The organism is Pseudomonas sp. P5_A12 (genome assembly GCF_056400685.1).
This window is the reverse complement of sequence record NZ_JBFUKU010000084.1, coordinates 1-20,681: the sequence shown is the minus strand read 5'-3', so window position 1 is coordinate 20,681 and position 20,681 is coordinate 1. Positions and strand designations below refer to the sequence as shown.

The 20,681-nt window shown below is 60.5% G+C and carries 14 protein-coding genes, 1 pseudogene and 2 riboswitches; of the genes and pseudogenes, 8 read left to right on the top strand and 7 right to left on the bottom strand.

The features are described from left to right. Window positions 1-70: 70 nt before the first annotated feature. The 4 genes from AC1DSG_RS13915 to cobW all read right to left on the bottom strand — a co-directional run bounded on the left by AC1DSG_RS13915 (window position 71) and on the right by cobW (window position 6,722). Complete coding sequence (locus tag AC1DSG_RS13915; RefSeq protein ID WP_477791402.1) at window positions 71-616, bottom strand: vWA domain-containing protein; 546 nt, start codon at window positions 614-616, stop codon at window positions 71-73. A 119-nt stretch (window positions 617-735) separates the two neighbouring features. Beyond that, window positions 736-1,734: a magnesium chelatase ATPase subunit I gene (locus AC1DSG_RS13910; protein ID WP_477791401.1), complete on the bottom strand. Its 999-nt coding sequence runs from the start codon at window positions 1,732-1,734 to the stop codon at window positions 736-738. A gap of 65 nt (window positions 1,735-1,799) precedes the next feature. After that, window positions 1,800-5,657, bottom strand: a complete 3,858-nt coding sequence (cobN, locus tag AC1DSG_RS13905; RefSeq protein WP_477791400.1) for a cobaltochelatase subunit CobN — start codon at window positions 5,655-5,657, stop codon at window positions 1,800-1,802. A 3-nt stretch (window positions 5,658-5,660) separates the two neighbouring features. After that, window positions 5,661-6,722: a cobalamin biosynthesis protein CobW gene (cobW, locus tag AC1DSG_RS13900; protein ID WP_477791399.1), complete on the bottom strand. Its 1,062-nt coding sequence runs from the start codon at window positions 6,720-6,722 to the stop codon at window positions 5,661-5,663. A 102-nt stretch (window positions 6,723-6,824) separates the two neighbouring features. After that, a riboswitch (cobalamin riboswitch) is annotated at window positions 6,825-7,036 on the bottom strand. Between the two features lie 175 nt (window positions 7,037-7,211). Continuing rightward, a riboswitch (cobalamin riboswitch) is annotated at window positions 7,212-7,439 on the top strand. Between the two features lie 120 nt (window positions 7,440-7,559). Between cobW and AC1DSG_RS13895 the strand changes: the two genes are divergently transcribed. From AC1DSG_RS13895 to cobM, 4 genes are all read left to right on the top strand, one after another. Next, window positions 7,560-7,763 carry a CbtB domain-containing protein gene (locus tag AC1DSG_RS13895; protein ID WP_477791398.1) on the top strand — a complete coding sequence of 68 codons (204 nt, stop codon included), beginning with the start codon at window positions 7,560-7,562 and terminating at the stop codon, window positions 7,761-7,763. Between the two features lie 11 nt (window positions 7,764-7,774). Beyond that, window positions 7,775-8,482, top strand: a complete 708-nt coding sequence (locus AC1DSG_RS13890; RefSeq protein ID WP_477791397.1) for a CbtA family protein — start codon at window positions 7,775-7,777, stop codon at window positions 8,480-8,482. Then, window positions 8,479-8,892 (top strand): cobalamin biosynthesis protein, encoded by a 414-nt coding sequence (locus tag AC1DSG_RS13885; protein WP_477791396.1) that lies wholly within the window; start codon window positions 8,479-8,481, stop codon window positions 8,890-8,892. The genes AC1DSG_RS13890 and AC1DSG_RS13885 overlap by 4 nt, the downstream gene beginning before the upstream one ends. Window positions 8,893-8,973: 81 nt before the next feature. After that, window positions 8,974-9,720, top strand: a complete 747-nt coding sequence (gene cobM / locus AC1DSG_RS13880) for a precorrin-4 C(11)-methyltransferase (protein WP_477791395.1) — start codon at window positions 8,974-8,976, stop codon at window positions 9,718-9,720. A gap of 160 nt (window positions 9,721-9,880) precedes the next feature. Here the strand turns inward: cobM and nfuA are convergent, their stop codons facing one another. Further along, complete coding sequence (nfuA, locus tag AC1DSG_RS13875) at window positions 9,881-10,465, bottom strand: Fe-S biogenesis protein NfuA (RefSeq protein ID WP_007946504.1); 585 nt, start codon at window positions 10,463-10,465, stop codon at window positions 9,881-9,883. 196 nt (window positions 10,466-10,661) lie between these two features. Then, window positions 10,662-12,959, bottom strand: coding sequence for a fatty acid cis/trans isomerase (locus tag AC1DSG_RS13870; protein WP_477791394.1), 2,298 nt, complete (start codon window positions 12,957-12,959; stop codon window positions 10,662-10,664). Window positions 12,960-13,114: 155 nt separating this feature from the next. On the opposite strand from AC1DSG_RS13870, the gene metH reads away from it, so the two are divergent. Beyond that, window positions 13,115-16,825: a methionine synthase gene (gene metH / locus AC1DSG_RS13865; protein WP_477791393.1), complete on the top strand. Its 3,711-nt coding sequence runs from the start codon at window positions 13,115-13,117 to the stop codon at window positions 16,823-16,825. Between the two features lie 201 nt (window positions 16,826-17,026). After that, window positions 17,027-17,245 carry a DUF2970 domain-containing protein gene (locus AC1DSG_RS13860; protein WP_477791392.1) on the top strand — a complete coding sequence of 73 codons (219 nt, stop codon included), beginning with the start codon at window positions 17,027-17,029 and terminating at the stop codon, window positions 17,243-17,245. On the opposite strand, the gene AC1DSG_RS13855 is transcribed toward AC1DSG_RS13860, so the two are convergent. Next, window positions 17,242-18,318, bottom strand: coding sequence for an ABC transporter substrate-binding protein (locus AC1DSG_RS13855; RefSeq protein WP_477791391.1), 1,077 nt, complete (start codon window positions 18,316-18,318; stop codon window positions 17,242-17,244). The genes AC1DSG_RS13860 and AC1DSG_RS13855 overlap by 4 nt on opposite strands. 520 nt (window positions 18,319-18,838) lie before the next feature. On the opposite strand from AC1DSG_RS13855, the gene AC1DSG_RS13850 reads away from it, so the two are divergent. Continuing rightward, window positions 18,839-20,497 (top strand): nitrite/sulfite reductase, encoded by a 1,659-nt coding sequence (locus AC1DSG_RS13850; RefSeq protein ID WP_477791390.1) that lies wholly within the window; start codon window positions 18,839-18,841, stop codon window positions 20,495-20,497. After that, window positions 20,481-20,681, top strand: a pseudogene (locus tag AC1DSG_RS13845) (DUF934 domain-containing protein); the annotation flags it as partial. The gene AC1DSG_RS13850 and the pseudogene AC1DSG_RS13845, both read left to right, overlap by 17 nt.

The window sequence follows — 20,681 nt, the reverse complement described above, 5'->3', positions numbered from 1 at the left end:
CACATTTGGAATGCATTCCCATGTGGGAGCGAGCCTGCTCGCGATGGGGCCGGGACAGGCTGCCAATAATTCAGCCAGGAATCAGCTCATCAATGTGCCGATAATCCGCTTGCAACTCCGCCGCCATCTGCTTCGCCCGCCCGAGCCGAATCGGCCCACGCTCGATATCAATCAACAGCCCCGGACACTCCAGCACCGGCAGGCTCGACCACTCTTTCAATCGCCCATCCGTCACCAGCAATACCCGCTGCTGTTCGGCTGGAAAGCGCTTTTGCCGAATCACCAACCAACGCCCCGCCTCCCCCAGCGCCGCCAATAACGGCGTACCGCCGCCCGCCCCCAGGCCATCGAGCCAGTCGCGCAAACCCGATGATGCTTTCAAGCCTTGCACGTGCCACTTGGGCACCAGACCGCTGGCTGTCACCAACGCCAACCGCGCGCGCTGGCGGTAGGCATCGTCGAACAGTTGCGCCAGCAGGCCTTTGGCATCGCTCAACGCCTGGTGACGTCGGGTCGAGGCCGAGGCATCGACGATCACCAGCCACAACTCATGGGCGCTACGGGTACGCAGGTGGAACAGCACATCACTGCGCTGACTTGGCCGGCCGTTGAGCAAGGTGCCGGGCCAGTCGATCGAGCCACTGCGCGCGGCGTGGCGCTTGCCTTGCTTGCCGTTGTCCAACCGTCCTGCGCGGGGTCTGGCATTCGCCCCCGCATCAGATCGAGGGCGAATGCCTAGGGCTTTTTTGGCCAGCTCGGCACTTCACGGCGAGCGCCAACCGGCAGCGCCTGAGCGGGCATTTCACCCCATTGGCCCTGGCCTTCGCTCGGGTTGGAGTTTTGTGCAGACGGCGGCTGATGGTGTTGCGGTGCCGGCGGTGATTGCTCGCGGCGACGATGGCGCAAGGCAAATTCCGCGACAGCGTCGATATCGTCTTCAGTTATCGCGTTTGCACCGCGCCATGCGGCATGGGCGCGCGCGGCGCGGAGCCAGACCAGGTCAGCGCGCAAGCCATCGACGCCGGCGGCAAAGCAGCGTTCGGTGATCAGCGCCAACGCTTCATCGTCGAGGGGGATGCTCGCCAGGACGCTACGGGCCTTTTCACACCGTTCGCGCAACGACTGCTGCTGGTGTTCCCACTGCGCACAGAAGCGTTGCGGATCGCTGTCGAAATCCAGTCGTCGACGGATGATCTGGCCGCGCTCGATGGGTGCGGTGTGCCCACTGAGCGCGACGTTCAGGCCAAAGCGGTCGAGCAGTTGCGGACGTAGCTCGCCCTCTTCCGGGTTCATGGTGCCGATCAGCACAAACTTCGCCGAATGCCGATGGGAAATGCCGTCGCGCTCGATCAGGTTGGTGCCGCTGGCGGCGACGTCGAGCAACAGGTCGACGAGGTGATCGGGCAGCAGATTGACTTCATCGACGTAGAGCACGCCGCCGTCGGCCTTGGCCAACACGCCGGGAGAAAATTGCGCACGCCCGTCGCTCAGGGCGGCGTCGAGGTCGAGGGTGCCGACCAATCGTTCTTCGGTGGCGCCCAGGGGCAAGGTGACGAATTGACCACTGGCCAGCAGGTCCGCAAGCCCCCGAGCCAGGGTGGATTTGGCCATGCCCCGCGGACCTTCGATCAACACACCGCCGATTTTCGGGTCGATGGCGGTCAGGTACAAAGCGAGTTTCAAGTCGTCGGCGCCGACCACGGCGGATAAGGGGAAATGTGGGGTGTCGGTCATGTCGGGTCTCGTGTGTGGTCGGTAATGTGATCGTTCCCACGCTCCGCGTGGGAACGATCATGCCCTCAAGAATCTTCTTCTATATCCAGCAGCAAGTTTTCCAAGGCCTCGCGGTATTCGCCCGGTTCCTTCCACATCCCCCGCTGCTGCGCTTCCAGCATCCGTTCGGTCATGTCACGCAGGGCATGCGGATTGTGTTCGCGAACAAACTCCCGAGTCGCCGGGTCGAGCAAATAGGCGTCGGCCAGCAACGCGTACTGGTGATCGTCAATCAATTGTGTGGTGGCGTCGAACGCAAACAGGTTATCGACCGTCGCCGCCAGTTCAAACGCGCCTTTGTAGCCATGACGCTTGACCCCTTCGATCCACTTTGGATTGGCCGCCCGGGAGCGGATCACCCGGTTAAGCTCTTCCTTCAGGGTACGGATCTTCGGCAAATCCGGCTGACTGTGATCGCCGTGGTAACTGGCCGCTGCCTCACCGCTGAGGCTTTCCACGGCGGCGAGCATGCCACCCTGGAATTGGTAATAGTCGTTGGAATCGAGCAAGTCGTGCTCTCGGTTGTCCTGGTTTTGCAGCACCGCTTGCACCTGGCTCAGGCGCTGGGCGAATTGATCGCGGGCGGCGGTGCCTTCATCGGACCCGCCGTAAGCGTAGCCACCCCAGTTCAGGTAAACCTCGGCAAGATCTTCACGGCTTTGCCACAGACGACCGTCGATGGCGCCCTGTACACCCGCGCCATAGGCACCGGGTTTGGCACCAAAGATTCGCCAGCCGGCTTGACGGTTCGCGGCGTCTTCATCCAGGCCCGACTGTATCAACGCTTCTCGCTCGGCTCGCACTTTGGCGGCCAGAGGGTTGAGGTCATCCGGCTCGTCCAGTGCCGCGACCGCTTGCACGGCCGCGTCGAACAAGCGGATCAGGTTGGCAAAGGCATCACGGAAGAACCCGGAGACGCGCAAGGTCACGTCCACGCGCGGGCGGTCGAGCAAGCTCAGCGGCAGGATTTCGAAATCGTCGACCCGCTGACTGCCGGTCGCCCAGACCGGACGCACGCCCATCAGCGCCATGGCTTGGGCGATGTCGTCGCCGCCGGTGCGCATGGTCGCGGTGCCCCAGACCGACAGGCCGAGCTGGCGCAGGTGATCGCCGTGGTCTTGCAGATGGCGTTCGAGGATCAGGTTCGCCGACTGGAAGCCGATGCGCCACGCGGTGGTGGTTGGCAGGTTGCGCACATCCACCGAGTAGAAATTGCGCCCGGTGGGCAGCACGTCCAGACGACCGCGACTCGGTGCGCCGCTGGGGCCGGCGGGGACAAAACGGCCGCTCAATGCATCGAGAAGGCCGCGCATTTCGGCTGGGCCGCAGGCATCAAGGCGTGGGGCGACGACTTCGCGCAGACTTTCGATGATCGCATGCACTTCTGACCAACCTGCCTCCTGTGGGAGCGAGCCTGCTCGCGAAGCGGTTGAACATTCAACATTGATGTCGATTGACCTACCGCTTTCGCGAGCAGGCTCGCTCCCACAGGGATCGGGTTCAGCATTCAGAGTTTGGGTGATGAGTTGTGCGGCGAACAGTTCCAGGCGTTCACGGGTGTCACCGGCTGTGCGCCAGGGTTCATCTGTGAGTGTGTGTAATTCAGCAGGCCGCGGCCCGGTCCAAGGCTCGGCCAACGCACAATCCAGCGGATCGAACCCCAACTCGAACGCCTTGGCCAACGCCCGCAGCACACTCGATTGCGCGCCACGACCATCACCTCGCGGAATCCGCAGCAAGGCCACCAACGTGTCGATACGCAAGCGCCCGGTCGGTGACTCACCGAAGATGTGCAGGCCATCGCGAATCTGCGATTCCTTCAAATCACACAGGTAGGTGTCCAGGCGCGGCAACCAGATCGCCGCATCGGCTTCGCTGTCGAGTTTATCGTCCAGTTGCAGTTCCCGATCGATGTGCGTCTCTCGCACCAGTTGCAGGATGTCGCGCTGCAACTCCCGGGCGCGGCGCGGATCGAGCAATTGCGCTTCGTAATATTCGTCGGCCAGCAGTTCAAGGTTGCGCAGGGGCCCGTAGGTTTCGGCGCGGGTCAGCGGCGGCATCAGGTGGTCGATGATCACCGCCTGGGTGCGGCGTTTGGCCTGCGCGCCCTCGCCCGGATCGTTGACGATAAACGGATAAATGTTCGGCAGCGGCCCGAGCAGTGCGTCCGGCCAGCAGCTTTCCGACAACCCCACGCCTTTGCCCGGCAGCCATTCGAGGTTGCCATGCTTGCCGACGTGAATCACACCGTGGGCACCGTAGGTGTTGCGCAACCAGAAGTAGAACGCCAGATAGCCGTGCGGCGGCACCAGGTCCGGATCGTGATACACCGCGCTCGGGTCCACCTGATAACCCCGTGCCGGTTGAATGCCGACGAAAGTCAGACCGAAGCGCAGACCAGCGATCATCATCCGTTCGCCACGGTACATCGGGTCGCCTTCGGGCGTGCCCCAGCGTTCCAGCACTGCTTGGCGATTGGCAGCGGGCAAGGCGTCGAACATCCGCTTGTAATCGTCCAGCGCGAGGCTTTGATGACATGGACGCTGGTCGAGGGTGTCGAGGTCGTTGCTGACGCCGCCGAGCAATTGCTGGATCAGTGCGGTGCCGCTGTCCGGCAATTCAGCCGGCAGCGGATAACCTTCTTTATGCAGCGCACGCAGGATGTTCAACGCGGCGGCCGGGGTGTCGAGGCCGACGCCATTGCCGATGCGTCCATCACGGGTCGGGTAGTTGGCAAGGATCAGGGCGATGCTTTTTTCGTTGTTCGGCACCCGCGCCAGATCAATCCAGCGGCGCGCCAGTTCTGCGACAAAATCCATGCGTTCCGGCTGTGGTCGATAGCACACCACATCGGACTGACTACGCTCGCTACGCCACGCCAGGTCCTTGAAGCTGATCGGACGGCTGATGATTCGGCCGTCCAGTTCCGGCAACGCGATGTGCATCGCCAAGTCGCGCGGACCGAGGCCCTGCTCGCTGGCGCGCCAACCGGGCTCGTTGTCCTGGGCGCAGATCGCCTGGATCACCGGGATATTGCGGCGAAACGGTCGCAGGTGCGGGGCTTCGGGGCTGGATTGAGCGAAACCGGTGGTGTTCAAAATCACCCCCGCCTCGACTTCATCCAGCCAATCCTCGACCACCGTCAGGCAGCCGGGCTCTTTCAAACTGGCCACGGCAATCGGCAAAGGGTTTAACCCGGCCGCTTGCAAGCGCTGGCAGAAAATATCAATAAAACCGGTATTGGCCGCCTGCAAATGCGAGCGGTAAAACAGCACCGCCGCCACCGGCTGATCGGTTTGCCAGTCGGCTTGCCAGTCCTTCAGTTCAGCGGGGCTTTTGTGCGGGTGGTAAATCGCCGTGCGCGGCAAAACTTGCGGCTCGGCCCAGGCGTAATCGCGGTCCAGCCAACGACTGGCCAGACAACGGAAAAAGTCCAGGGCATTGCCCATGCCGCCCTGACGCAGAAACTGCCAGAGCCGGTCGCGGTCTTCCGCAGGCACCGTGCTGAGATCGCTGAGCTCTGGGTCCGGTCGATCATCGCCCGGTACCAGAATCAACTGCACGCCCCGTTCGGACAATTGCACCAAACGCTCGACGCCATACCGCCAATAGGCGATGCCGCCGTGCAGCGAGATCAGGATCACCTTGGCGTGGCGCAACACTTTGTCGACGTACAGATCGACCGAGGCGTGATTCTGCACCTGCATCGGGTTGGCCAGGCGCACGCAGGGGTAGTCATCGGGCAGTTGCTGCGCGGCTTCGGCGAGCAGCGCGAGGCTGGAATCGCCGCTGCACAGGATCACCAGCTCGGCGGGGGTTTGTCCAAGGTCGGCGATGTTGTCATCCGACACGAAACCGCCGGGCTGGGTCCTGAGCAGATGCATGGCTTAAACGCTGAGCGCGGCGCGCAATTGCGCTTCGAGTTGCGCGGCGTCCAGTTCCTGGCCAATCAATACCAGGCGCGTGGTACGCGCTTCATCGGCGCCCCACTGACGGTCAAAGTGCTTGTCGAAACGTGTGCCCACGCCCTGAATCAGCAAACGCATCGGCTTGTTCGGGATGGCGGCGAAACCTTTGACGCGCAGGATGCCGTGCTTGACCACCAGTTGCGTCAGCGCGTCCATCAGCAGGCTTTCGTCGGCTTGCGGCAATTCGATGGAAATGGAATCGAAAGCGTCGTGGTCGTGATCGTCTTCACCTTCATGGTGATGATCGTGGTGGCTGTGACGGCTGTCGATGTGTTCTTCGGAACCGGYACCGAGGCCGATCAACACGTCCAGTGGCAGACGACCGCTGCTGGCTTCGATGACTTTTACCGCTGGCGGCAATTCTTCGGCGACTTCGAGGCGCACGCGGGCCAGGTCTTCAGGGCTGATCAGGTCAGCCTTGTTGAGGATCACCAGGTCGGCGCTGGCCAGTTGGTCGGCGAACAATTCGTGCAGCGGCGATTCGTGGTCCAGGTTCGGGTCAAGTTTGCGCTGGGCGTCGACCTGATCCGGGAATGCGGCGAAGGTGCCTGCGGCCACGGCCGGGCTGTCGACCACGGTGATGACTGCGTCAACGGTACAGGCGCTGCGGATTTCCGGCCATTGGAAGGCTTGAACCAGCGGCTTGGGCAGGGCCAGGCCCGAGGTTTCGATGAGAATATGGTCGAGTTCACCGCGACGGGCCACCAGTTCACGCATCACCGGGAAAAATTCTTCCTGGACGGTGCAGCACAGGCAGCCGTTGGCCAATTCATACACGCGACCGTTGGCTTCTTCTTCGGTGCAGCCGATGGTGCACTGCTTGAGGATTTCACCGTCGATGCCCAACTCGCCAAACTCGTTGACGATCACCGCAATGCGACGGCCCTGAGCGTTGTCAAGCATGTGCCGCAGCAAGGTGGTTTTGCCCGAACCGAGGAAGCCGGTAACGATAGTGACGGGGAGTTTGGCCAGTGTTTTCATCGGATGCCCTTTGGCAAGGTGGCGGGCATACGGGACGAGGACCGGCAACGCGCACGCGCATGCCTGAAGAGTTCGCCACCGGATCACCCCGCCCGGTTGAAAGTGAGAATCTGTGTCGAGGCAGGTCTCCTGGCTGACGGCTGGCCAGTCGTTTGACTGGCGGTTGCTGCGCCTTCCCGCTCGCGCCATGACTGGCGCATGCAGTGGCATGGCAGAAACTGAACCGTTCACAGTTGCGGGGGCAGCCGCGGCATTGACCGCGTTCCCTTCTTAGCTTCGGCATGCGCCGAAGAACCTCGAATGCGCAAGGCTACGCATCGCGCTGGGGCGGGTCAATGTCTTGTAGTGCCCTGACTGGCCCCATCGCGAGCAGGCTCGCTCCCACAGTTGATCGCATTCCCCTGTGGGAGCGAGCCTGCTCGCGATGAAGTCGACTCGGTGCCAAGTTGAGAACCCTTGCCAATTGACGCGAATCCCCCGCCATGCTCTCCTACGCACTTTGTTACGGGTGCCCTTCACAGGGTGAAACGGGAAACCGGTGAATCATGTGCTTTACTCAAAGCCATGTCAGTCCGGTGCTGCCCCCGCAACGGTAAGCGAGCGAAGCATCAAATCCACTGTGCCAGCAGTTCGGCATGGGAAGGTGATGCTTGCAGGTCAAGGCGAAAGCCTGCGCCCCTCGTGAGCCCGGAGACCGGCCCGCAACACAAAGTGACCTTTTCGGTCACTGAACAACAAACCCGCGGTGGGCGGGCGCTGTTAGAACGTCTGCGTGCCCGACTCGCAGGGGTTTTCCATGCGCTCTATTCACCCGCTGACAGACCAGAGGGAAGCGCCATGTCGATCATCAGCAGTACCGGCAGCAACACGGACAAGAGCACCGCCAGCACCACCACAACCCTGACTCAACGCCTGACCGCCGCCGTTTGTGCGTCGATCCTGGGCGCGTGCCTTGTGTATTTCGCCGGTTTCTCGCACATCGAAGCGGTGCACAATGCCGCGCACGATACCCGTCACAGCGCCGCTTTCCCGTGCCATTGAGAGCTGCCGACATGTTCAAGCGTATTGCGCAAACCGCAGGGTTCAGCGGGCTGCTGGCCGCCCTGCTGCTGACCCTGCTGCAAAGTTTCTGGGTCGCACCGTTGATTGTTCAGGCGGAAACCTACGAAAAATCCGAACCTGCTGTGGTTCAACCCCATGAACACGCCGATGGCGCCATGGCCGGCCACACCCACGACGCCGAGGCCTGGGAGCCGGAAGATGGCTGGCAGCGCGTGCTGTCGACCACCGGCGGCAACCTGGTGGTGGCCGTCGGTTTTGCCCTTATGCTCGCCGGCCTGTACACCCTTCGCGCACCGACCAAAACGTCTCAGGGCCTGCTCTGGGGGCTCGCCGGTTATGCGACTTTCGTGCTGGCGCCGACTCTTGGCCTGCCGCCGGAACTGCCGGGCACTGCGGCAGCGGATCTGGCTCAACGGCAAATGTGGTGGATTGGCACTGCCGCCTCCACCGCTGTCGGCATTGCCTTGATCGTGTTCAGCCGTCATTGGCTGATGAAGATGCTGGGGGTGGCGATTCTGGCTGTTCCGCACGTGATCGGCGCGCCACAACCGGACGTGCATTCGATGCTCGCACCGCAAGCCCTGGAAACTCAGTTCAAGATCGCTTCGCAGTTGACCAACGTGGCGTTCTGGCTGGCCCTGGGCCTGATCAGTGCCTGGTTGTTCCGTCGCAAAAGCGATGGTCAATACCACGCATGACAGAGGCTGGCACAGCGCCGACACTCGTGGTCGGCCTGGGCTGCCAGCGCGGCTGCCCAGCCAGTACCTTGCGGGCATTGCTCGATCAGGCATTACAGGCACATCAAATCGGACTTCATGAGATCAAGGCGCTGGCCAGCATCGATTTGAAGCGTGATGAACCTGGCCTGGTTGAGCTCGCGGAGCACCTCGCGTTGCCGCTGATGTATTTCAGCAGTGAACAACTGACCGGGTATCACTCCAGACTCAGCCATCATTCGCAGATCGCATTCGAACGCACCGGCTGCTACGGCGTAGCGGAAAGTGCCGCCCTGGCACTGGCCGAACAGCTGGCTCAGGCGCCAGCAAAACTGCTGATCCCTCGACAAAAATTTGCTCAAGCGACCCTGGCATTGGCGGGCGCTGCGTAAAATCCCCGATAATCGCGCTTTTGATCATGAGCAATCTTCATCTGAAGCCTTGCCCATCTTCTTTTTTCACAGGAACCGACGATGACCGTCTACTTCATTGGCGCAGGGCCCGGCGACCCGGAACTGATCACGGTCAAAGGCCAACGGCTGATTCGCAGCTGCCCGGTGATCATCTATGCCGGCTCTTTGGTGCCTGCGGCCGTGCTGGAAGGCCATCGCGCCGAACAGGTGGTCAACAGCGCGGAATTACACCTGGAACAGATCATCGAGCTGATCAAAACCGCCCACGCCAACAGCCAGGACGTGGCGCGGGTGCATTCCGGCGATCCGAGCCTGTATGGCGCAATTGGTGAGCAGATTCGCTACCTGCGCGAGCTCGACATTCCTTTTGAAATCGTTCCGGGTGTCACGGCGACGGCGGCGTGTGCGGCGCTTTTAGGGACGGAGCTGACCCTGCCGGACATTTCGCAGAGCGTGATCCTGACCCGCTACGCCGACAAGACCGCCATGCCGGCAGGGGAAGAGCTCGGCAGTCTGGCGCAACACGGGGCGACCATGGCCATTCATTTGGGCGTGAATCACTTGGAAAAAATCCTCGCTGAACTAGTGCCGCATTACGGCGCGGACTGTCCCATTGCGGTGATCCACCGGGCGACCTGGCCCGATCAGGATTGGGTGGTGGGGACGCTTGAGGACATTGCCGGGAAGGTTGAAGCCAAGGGGTTTCGACGTACGGCGTTGATTCTGGTGGGTCGGGTGCTGGGGAGTGACCAGTTTAGCGAGTCTTCGCTGTATCGCGCGGGGCATGCGCATTTGTATCGCCCCTGAGATGATCGTTCCCACGCTCTGCGTTGGAATGCCTCAACGGACGCGGAGCGTCCGTATATGGGACGCGGAGCGTCCCGGGCTGCATTCCCACGCGGAGCATGGGAACGATCAAAAAAAACGGCACTCACGGGTGCCGTTTTTTATGCTCGCAGCGAACACCTTAGTAGTAGGCGTTTTCTTTCTGCGTGTGGTCAGTCACGTCGCGCACACCTTTCAACTCAGGAATACGCTCAAGCAAGGTGCGCTCGATGCCTTCCTTCAGGGTCACGTCCGCTTGGCCGCAGCCCTGGCAACCACCGCCGAATTTCAGCACGGCGATGCCGTCTTCGACCACATCGATCAGGCTGACCTGACCGCCGTGGCTCGCCAGCCCCGGGTTGATCTCGGTTTGCAGGTAGTAATTGATGCGCTCGTTGACCGGGCTGTCGGCATTGACCATCGGCACTTTGGCGTTTGGCGCCTTGATGGTCAGCTGGCCGCCCATGCGGTCGGTGGCGTAGTCGACCACCGCATCGTCCAGGAACGCTTCGCTGAACGAGTCGATGTAAGCGGTGAAGCTTTTCAGCCCCAACGCCGTGTCTTCAGGTTTTTCTTCGCCCGGCTTGCAGTAGGCAATGCAGGTTTCGGCGTACTGGGTGCCAGGCTGGGTGATAAAGACGCGGATGCCGATACCCGGGGTGTTCTGCTTGGAGAGCAGGTCAGCCAGATAATCGTGGGCGGCGTCGGTAATGGTTATAGCGGTCATGGAAACTCCTCGCAGGCTTGGGCGCAGTTTACGCCAATCGACGCGCCGTACAAAGTCCTAGTATTTTTGTCGGGAAAGAAACGTTGATCCACTGTAGGAGCGGGCTTGCCCGCGAAGGGGCCGTCACATTCAGCATAAATGTTGATAGTTCTGACGCCTTCGCGGGCAAGCCCGCTCCCACAGGGATCGCGTAGCTTTAGAGGTTTTCGTAGCGATTCATGTCCAGCACGCCCTCTTCCACCGGGTCAGTCTCGTGGACGTACTGGCTGAGGTCGTGGAAATAGAACCAGAATTGCGGATGACTGCGGCGAATCCCCCAACGTTCGACGATTTTCTCGAAGCTCTCGGTATCCTTGGCGCTTTCCATCGCATCGACGAAGGCCGGCACCTGGCCGGCTGGAATATTGAACATGAAGTTCGGATAACTACTGAGTACGCCCGGGAAAATGGTCAGGGTGTCGAGCCCCGGCTGATAGCGCAACGACTCGCCGAGCAAGAACGCCACGTTGCTGTGGGCACGGTTGCGCAGCAGGCTGTAGACCTCGCGTTTACCGCTCGCGGTTTCGATGCGCAACATCGTCGCTTCCGGCAACTGGTCGATCATCTTCAATCCGGCCGCCGGTCGCGAAGTCAGACGACTCAAGTCCTGTTCGGCGTCCTGCAAGGCCGGGTCTATATTTGGCCGCGAGCAGTACGCGCCTGAGCACCGGTTGATCGGATCAGGCTTGGCATTCATATCGCCGTAACGGGCCAGCAATTGCATGGCAAAGTCGCGCTTGGGGTCTTTCTCGTCGAGTTTTAGCGCGGTCGGCTTGTCGTCATCGATGGCCTCGTAGTTCAGCCACATCTTGACCTTTCCGCCGTCCTGGTACCAATCGTCAAGGTAGCCGTCCCGCGAATCGGCCGGCATCAGACGCAGAAAGTTCTGCTCGGCGCCGTTACGGATCAGGTCGAAGTACAGACGGGTCTGGGCCTGATGGGAAACGTTGCCGAACACATCGAAGTTCACCGCCAGTTGATAGTAAGTGCGCTCCAGCAACGGGAAGTCGAACAGCCACATTGTTTGCGGCACATCGCCGATCAGGCCCTTGTTCACCGAAGCACTGTCGAAGTGCCGGAAGATGCTCAGCAGCGYGTTGTCATTTCCCACCCACAAAGTCGACCAGCTCGGCGCCGGTGCATCGGCGTAGCTGTCCCGGCGCAGCACTTCGTACTCATTACGTTTGTCGCGGTAGTCATGCCACAGGCTCAAGACGCTGCCGACGTCATCGTTTTGGCCGGGCATGGCCAGCAACGGCGTGGCCTGGCCGCGATAGTTGGGGTCGATCACATAGAGGTCGTGATCAGGAGCCTGGAACAGCGCCCAGAAGTTATCKCGGATCACATCAGTGGCAATCTGGCCACGGCACACCGGGCCGCGAATGAAGGTGCGCACGAAGTACTCGGCGTTATCCAACATGAATTGATAGCGCGCCTGCGCCGGGATTGCTTCAAACGTGGCAAACGGATTGGCCCGCCGCTCCGGCCCGTAACCCGGCAAGGCGTCGACCTGCCAGTTGCCGCTGTAAAACAGGCTATTGACCCGCGCCATCTTCGCCGCACTCAGCGGATAGGTGATGTGGGTCTTCTGCACAATCACACCCTGCACCGGCCACAGACGGTAATACACCTGAGTGCCGGGGTCGTCATTGGGTCGGCGTGTGGAGATCAGGTCAATCGGCTGACCGGTGGGCGTACGCGAACGCACCCACTGGAAGAAGTGCCCTGGCTCGCCATCCTTGAAATAGATATGGGCAAGAAACCAGTGCTCGAACAGCCAGCGCGCCACCAGGCTTTGCCGGGAGCCCGGCGCGTTGAGCAGGTTTTCCCACTGCACCACCTGCAACGCTTCTTTCGCGCTTGGTACCAGCCCCTGCTCATCAATCGGCGCACCCGACGCCAGCCAGCGTTGCAGCGTCTGGTATTGCTGATCGGTCAGGCCGGTGACGGCGAGCGGCATACCCTCTTTGGGATGCGAACTGGCGTAGCGGTCGAATTCCGCTGGCATGGCGCACACATTTTCCCGGTTCAGCCCCAGTACGATGTCTTGCGGCAACTTGGCATTGGGTTGCAACGGGGTTTTGTGGCCCAGTTCAAGCATCCGCGCCATCAACGCAGCCTGACTGCCTTGGGCGTCAAGCACAGGAAAAAATCCCTTTTGCTGCCAGGCTTGCTTGCCAGAAGCATCGTAAAACAGCCGGGTCGGTGCGGCGGCGGTGACGCGATCGCCATCGTAGACCGGGACTTTCGTCGCACCACGGGCTGCCCCTTCACCACTGCCCAGATTGAGCTGACAGGCAGCGTCGTTGCATGCGTGGCAGGCGACGCACTTTTCGGTAAAGATCGGTTGAATGTCACGGCTGTAGGAAATAGTAGAGGAAATGGCCGGACCTTGCGCAACGGCGTCCCAGCTTAGAAACAGCATGAACATGCTGATGATGACGCGATACGACATATCCCTGGTCCCGATCATGAAAAATCGCCGCGATTCTACCGGGTGGACGGCCGTACCAACATGAACGATATTCATGCAAAACCGGGACATGCTCTAAAAGCGCACAGGTTTGCTATGATCCCGCCCCTTCGTCATGGCCTTTCCGAGTAGTCCAAATGTCCGATCGCAGTGTTCGCCTTCAAGCTCTCAAGCACGCCCTCAAAGAGCGCATCCTGATTCTCGATGGCGGCATGGGCACGATGATCCAGAGCTACAAGCTCGAAGAACAGGATTACCGTGGCAAACGCTTTGCTGACTGGCCAAGCGATGTCAAAGGCAACAACGATCTGTTGGTGCTGACGCGCCCGGATGTGATTGGCGGCATCGAGAAAGCCTACCTGGATGCCGGCGCCGATATCCTCGAAACCAACACCTTCAACGCCACCCAGATTTCCCTGGCCGACTACGGCATGCAAGGCCTGGCGTACGAGTTAAACGTCGAAGGCGCACGCCTGGCCCGCAAGGTCGCCGACGCCAAGACCCTGGAAACCCCGGACAAGCCGCGCTTCGTCGCCGGCGTACTGGGCCCGACCAGCCGCACCTGCTCGCTGTCGCCAGATGTGAACAATCCCGGCTACCGCAACGTGACCTTTGATGAGCTGGTGGAAAACTACACCGAATCCACCAAAGGCCTGATCGAAGGCGGCGCCGACCTGATCCTGATCGAAACCATCTTCGATACCCTGAACGCCAAAGCGGCGATCTTCGCTGTGCAGGGCGTGTTCGAAGAACTGGGCATCGAGCTGCCGATCATGATTTCCGGCACCATCACCGACGCCTCCGGCCGCACCCTCTCCGGCCAGACCACCGAAGCGTTCTGGAACTCCGTGGCCCACGCCAAACCGATCTCGGTCGGTCTGAACTGCGCCCTGGGTGCCAGCGAGCTGCGTCCGTATCTGGAAGAGCTGTCGAACAAGGCCGGCACCCATGTTTCCGCGCACCCGAATGCGGGTCTGCCGAACGAATTCGGCGAATACGACGAGCTGCCGGTGGACACTGCCAAAGTCATCGAAGAGTTCGCCCAAAGCGGCTTCCTGAACATTGTCGGCGGCTGCTGCGGCACCACCCCGGGCCACATCGAAGCCATCGCCAAAGCCGTGGCCGGTTACGCCCCGCGTCAAATTCCGGAAATCCCCAAGGCCTGCCGCCTCTCGGGCCTGGAACCGTTCACCATCGATCGCAGCTCGTTGTTCGTCAACGTCGGCGAACGGACCAACATCACCGGTTCCGCCAAATTTGCTCGTTTGATCCGTGAAGACAACTACACCGAAGCCCTGGAAGTCGCCCTGCAGCAGGTCGAAGCCGGCGCGCAGGTGATCGACATCAACATGGACGAAGGGATGCTCGATTCGAAGAAGGCCATGGTGACCTTCCTCAATCTGATTGCCGGCGAGCCGGACATCTCCCGCGTGCCGATCATGATCGACTCCTCGAAGTGGGAAGTGATCGAAGCCGGCCTCAAGTGCATCCAGGGCAAGGGCATCGTCAACTCGATCAGCATGAAAGAAGGTGTCGAGCAGTTCATTCACCACGCCAAACTGTGCAAGCGCTACGGCGCGGCTGTTGTCGTGATGGCGTTCGACGAAGCCGGCCAGGCCGACACCGAAGCGCGCAAGAAAGAAATCTGCAAACGTTCCTACGACATTCTGGTCAACGAAGTCGGCTTCCCGCCGGAAGACATCATCTTCGACCCGAACATCTTCGCCGTGGCCACCGGCATTGAAGAACACAACAACTACGCCGTGGACTTCATCAACGCCTGCGCCTACATCCGCGACGAGCTGCCGTATGCGCTGACCTCGGGTGGCGTGTCCAACGTGTCGTTCTCGTTCCGTGGCAACAACCCGGTGCGCGAGGCAATTCACTCGGTGTTCCTGCTGTATGCGATCCGCAACGGCCTGACCATGGGCATCGTCAACGCCGGTCAGCTGGAGATCTACGACCAGATCCCGCAAGAGTTGCGCGACGCCGTCGAAGACGTGATTCTCAACCGCACCCCGGAAGGCACCGACGCCCTCCTCGCCATCGCCGACAAGTACAAGGGCGACGGCAGCGTCAAGGAAGCCGAGACCGAAGAATGGCGCGGCTGGCCGGTCAACAAGCGTCTGGAGCATGCGCTGGTCAAGGGCATTACCACGCATATCGTTGAAGACACCGAAGAATCGCGCCAGTCCTTTGCTCGCCCGATTGAAGTAATCGAAGGCCCGCTGATGTCCGGCATGAACATCGTCGGCGACCTGTTCGGCGCCGGCAAAATGTTCCTGCCACAGGTGGTCAAATCCGCCCGTGTGATGAAGCAGGCCGTGGCCCACTTGATCCCGTTCATCGAACTGGAAAAAGGCGACAAGCCCGAAGCCAAGGGCAAGATCCTCATGGCGACGGTCAAAGGCGACGTGCACGACATCGGCAAAAACATCGTCGGCGTGGTGCTGGGTTGCAATGGTTACGACATCGTCGACCTCGGCGTGATGGTCCCGGCAGAAAAAATCCTGCAAGTGGCCAAAGAGCAGAAGTGCGACATCATCGGCCTGTCCGGCCTGATCACGCCTTCGCTGGATGAAATGGTCCACGTTGCCCGCGAAATGCAGCGTCAGGACTTCTACCTGCCGCTGATGATCGGTGGTGCGACCACCTCCAAAGCCCACACGGCGGTGAAGATCGAGCCGAAGTACAGCAACGACGCTGTGATCTACGTGACCGACGCCTCCCGCGCCGTGGGCGTGGCGACGCAGTTGCTGTCCAAGGAATTGAAACCGGCGTTCGTCGAGAAAACCCGCCTGGAATACATCGACGTTCGCGAACGTACTGCCAACCGCAGCGCCCGCACCGAACGCCTGAGCTACCCGGCGGCCATCGCCAAGAAGCCGCAGTTCGACTGGGGCACTTACGAGCCGGTCAAACCGACGTTTACCGGCGCCAAAGTGCTGGACAACATCGACCTCAAGGTTCTGGCCGAATACATCGACTGGACGCCGTTCTTTATCTCCTGGGACCTGGCCGGCAAATTCCCGCGCATTCTCGAGGATGAAGTGGTTGGTGAAGCCGCGACGGCGCTGTACGCCGATGCCCAGGAAATGCTCGCCAAGCTGATCGACGAAAAACTCATCAGCGCCCGAGCGGTGTTCGGCTTCTGGCCGGCCAACCAGGTGCGTGACGATGACATTGAAGTCTACGGCGATGACGGCAAGGCGATTGCCAAGCTGCATCACCTGCGCCAGCAGATCATCAAGACCGACGGCAAGCCGAACTTCTCCCTGGCCGACTTCGTCGCGCCGAAAGACAGCGAAGTCACCGACTACGTGGGCGGGTTCATCACCACCGCCGGCATTGGCGCCGAAGAAGTGGCCAAGGCGTATCAGGACGCCGGCGACGATTACAACTCGATCATGGTCAAGGCCTTGGCCGACCGCTTGGCCGAAGCCTGCGCCGAATGGCTGCACCAGCAGGTCCGTAAAGACTACTGGGGTTACGCCAAGGACGAGACGCTCGACAACGAAGCGCTGATCAAAGAGCAATACACCGGCATCCGCCCTGCCCCAGGCTACCCGGCCTGCCCGGATCACACCGAGAAGTCCACGTTGTTCAAACTGCTGGATCCGGAAGCCGAGGAGCTGAAGGCTGGCCGCAGCGGCGTGTTCCTCACCGAGCACTACGCGATGTTCCCCGCCGCAGCCGTCAGCGGTTGGTACTTTGCACACCCGCAGGCGCAATACTTTGCCGTGGGCAAGATCGACAAGGATCAGGTGCAGAGCTACACGTCGCGTAAAGGTCAGGAGTTGAGCGTGACCGAGCGCTGGTTGGCGCCAAACCTGGGTTACGACAACTAACCTGTCCGGTTGGCCACAACTCCGTGGCCAGCCGCAATTCACTGTGGGAGCGAGCCTGCTCGCGCTGGGGCCCTTTCAGTCAAAACAATATTGACTGTCAGGCCGCTATCGCGAGCAGGCTCGCTCCCACAATTGTTTCCCTCAGTTGTTTGTGTCGGCCGTAGGTCTATGCTTAGGGCACACACACGTGACGAGGGATTTATGGACGATCCAGTCGACAACAAGCCGCCAACCTTCTGGCAGATGCTGCACAGCATCATGGCCGCCGCGTTCGGAGTGCAGAGCGGGAAGAATCGGGCCCGGGATTTCACTCACGGCAAACCGAGTCATTTCGTGATTCTGGGGATTTTATTCACCGCAGTGTTCGCCTTGACCCTGTACGGCATCGTGCAGCTGGTGGTGCATCTGGCCGGGGTTTAGCGCATCAATGTTTGCAGGTTGAACGGGTAACGATAGGACGTTGGCTGTCCTTTAGCCGACATACGGCGAAAACTCACACCGTAATCTGGCGAATCACCCTTGGCCAGCATTCGCCTGGCTGTCGCCTTGTCCACGAGTTGCAGAAGCGGCACCTGCCGGTCACGGCCGCCGTACTGGCTGAGGTCCACGCCCTGATCCACGTCATGCAACTGCACCAGTGCCCAGCCGCCCAATGTGAAGTGCCCGCCCAACAACACGCTCAACGTTCCATCGACTTTCGCCTGTAACGCGGCGGGCGAGGCATTGACTGCGCTGAACAAGGCATCCTTACCGGGTTTACCACCCCTTTCTTCCGAAAATGCCTGCATTGCGCCAAAGGCCATTTCGTCGTTGGCTGACCATATCAGCGAGACATTCGGATAGCGCCGAAACAGCAACTTTGCCTGTTCATAAGCGCGCTCTCGGGTCCAGCCGCTGTAAACCATTTGCCGCAGACGCACTTCCGGATGCTCGGACAGCGCGCGCATCATGCCGTGTTCGCGCAGTTGCGCCGAGGAAGTGATCTTCAGACCGGAAAAAGCCAGCAGTTCAATGAACTGACCGGGTGCGGCAGGCGGATGCAAACGAATCAACTCCTTGAGCATCTGGTAGCCGCCCTCCTCGTCGTTGGGCACCAGACTGCCCAGGCGATCGGGGCGATCACCCAGCAGGCTCAATTGATTGGCCGTCAGCGACGAGTTGACCATAAACAACTTCACGCCACTGCCTTGCGCCAGTCGCAGGATTTGCGGGGCAACGTACTGTTCGTTGACGAACACCAGATAGTCCGGCCGGTCAGGACCTTGCAACGCCCGGCGTGCTTGCGCCACGGTGAGCTCGGGCATGCGTTGGGAATAGAGAATCTGCAAGTCGATGCTCAGATCCCGGGCGGCGGCCTGCATGAATTGCGCGTAGCTGATCCAGAAGGCTTCTTGAGACTTCCCCGGACTCAGGAACAGCACCGATTCCGCACGCGCAACCGGTCCGTAAGCCGCGCATAGCATCAGCAGGAAGGTGTAGAAAAACTTCAACATTAGCGTCCGAGCCCCGAAAATTCCGCCGCGCATTATAGCCAGTGAAATTCCGCAAAACGGCGTTTATTCCTGTTTTTGTCCGACAATCCTCGGACCGGGACCCGGACGGGGTTGGTTATTGATGGCTGACCCAGAATACCGCGGTGCCCACGACCAGGATGATCAGAAACAGGATCGCCCAAGCATCGACCGTACTGTCAGGCTTTGTAGCTTTGGTAGGGTTGCTCATTGCATCGCCTCTTGTCGGTTTTATCGGTGATTGCATAAAGACTCGACCACAGTAAAGACGACGATTGCCCGCACCACAAATGAGGGTTTAGTCATAATGTTTCGTGTTAGTCGCTTTGGTTCTTTACATATACTCAAACATCACTTTTGCGCATAACCGCAAACTGGTATCTTGCCCCGGCTCCGTAGGGAGAGCGCGGCCGTGCGCGCAGAATTGCAGAGGTTCTTGGACTGCGGCAAGCACAAAAACGCAGCTGTATCCGAGCGACCCAAGCCTGAGAACAGGACTTATATGTACGTATACGACGAATACGATCAGCGGATCATCGAGGACCGCGTCAAGCAGTTCCGTGATCAGACCCGACGCTATCTGGCAGGGGAGCTGAGCGAAGAAGAATTCCGCCCCCTGCGCTTGCAAAACGGGCTCTATATCCAGCGTTTCGCGCCGATGTTGCGTGTGGCGGTGCCTTACGGCCAACTGACTTCGCGCCAAGTGCGAATGATGGCCAAGATTGCCCGCGACTATGACAAAGGCTATGCCCATATCAGCACCCGGCAGAACGTGCAGTTCAACTGGCCGGCCGTGGAAGACATTCCGGACATTCTGGCTGAACTGGCGACCGTGCAGATGCACGCAATCCAGACCAGCGGCAACTGCCTGCGTAACGTCACCACCGACCAGTTCGCCGGTGTCGCCGCCGATGAATTGATCGATCCGCGCCCATGGTGCGAGATCGTCCGTCAGTGGACCACGTTCCACCCGGAATTCGCCTACCTGCCGCGTAAATTCAAGATCGCGGTCAACGGTTCGACGTCTGACCGTGCCGCCATCGAAGTCCATGACATCGGCCTTGAGCCCGTGCACAACGCCGCAGGCGAGCTGGGCTTCCGTGTATTGGTCGGCGGTGGCCTGGGCCGTACGCCGGTGGTGGGTGCGTTCATCAATGAATTCCTGCCGTGGCAAGACCTGTTGAGCTACCTCGACGCCATCCTGCGGGTCTACAACCGCTATGGCCGTCGCGACAACAAGTACAAGGCGCGGATCAAGATTCTGGTCAAGGCGCTGACGCCTGAAGTCTTCGCGCAAAAGGTCGACGCGGAAATGGAACACCTTCGTGGTGGCCAGACCACGCTGACCGAAGCCGAAGTGCATCGCGTCGCCAAGCACTTCGTTGACCCGGACTACAAGGCCCTGGACAACCAGACCGCCGAACTGGTCGAGCTCGACCAGCAGCACCCAGGCTTCGCCCGCTGGCGCACGCGCAATACCCTGGCGCACAAGAAGCCGGGCTATGTGGCCGTGACCCTGTCCCTGAAGCCAACCGGTGTCGCACCGGGCGACATCACCGACAAGCAGCTCGACGCCGTGGCCGACCTGGCGGATCGCTACAGCTACGGTCAACTGCGCACTTCACACGAACAGAACATCATTCTGGCCGACGTGGAGCAGTCCCGACTGTTCGCGATGTGGGGCGAGTTGCGCGAGCAAGGTTTCGCCACGCCGAACATTGGCTTGCTGACCGACATSATCTSCTGCCCSGGCGGTGATTTCTGCTCGCTGGCCAACGCCAAGTCGATCCCGATCGCCGAATCGATCCAGCGTCGCTTCGATGACCTGGACTACCTGTTCGACATCGGTGAACTGGACCTGAACATCTCCGGTTGCATGAACGCCTGTGGTCACCACCACGTCGGCCATATCGGCATCCTCGGGGTGGACAAGAAAGGCGAAGAGTTCTACCAGGTGTCCCTCGGTGGCAGCGCCAGTCGTGACGCCAGCCTGGGTAAAATCCTTGGCCCGTCCTTTGCCCAGGAAGTCATGCCTGACGTGATCGAAAAGCTGATCGACGTGTACATCGAACAACGTACCGAAGACGAACGCTTCATCGACAYCTATCAACGTATTGGTATCGACCTCTTCAAGGAGCGCGTCTATGCAGCGAATCATTAAAAACAACGAGGTCGTCGACGAAACCTGGCACTTGCTGCCCAAGGATTTCAACATTGACGAGATCAGCAACTGCGACGACCTGATCGTCCCGCTGCAGTTGTGGCGCGAACACAGCCGCATGCTCAAGGCCCGCGACGGCGGCCTGGGTGTGTGGCTGGATGCCGATGAAGAAGCTGAAGAAATC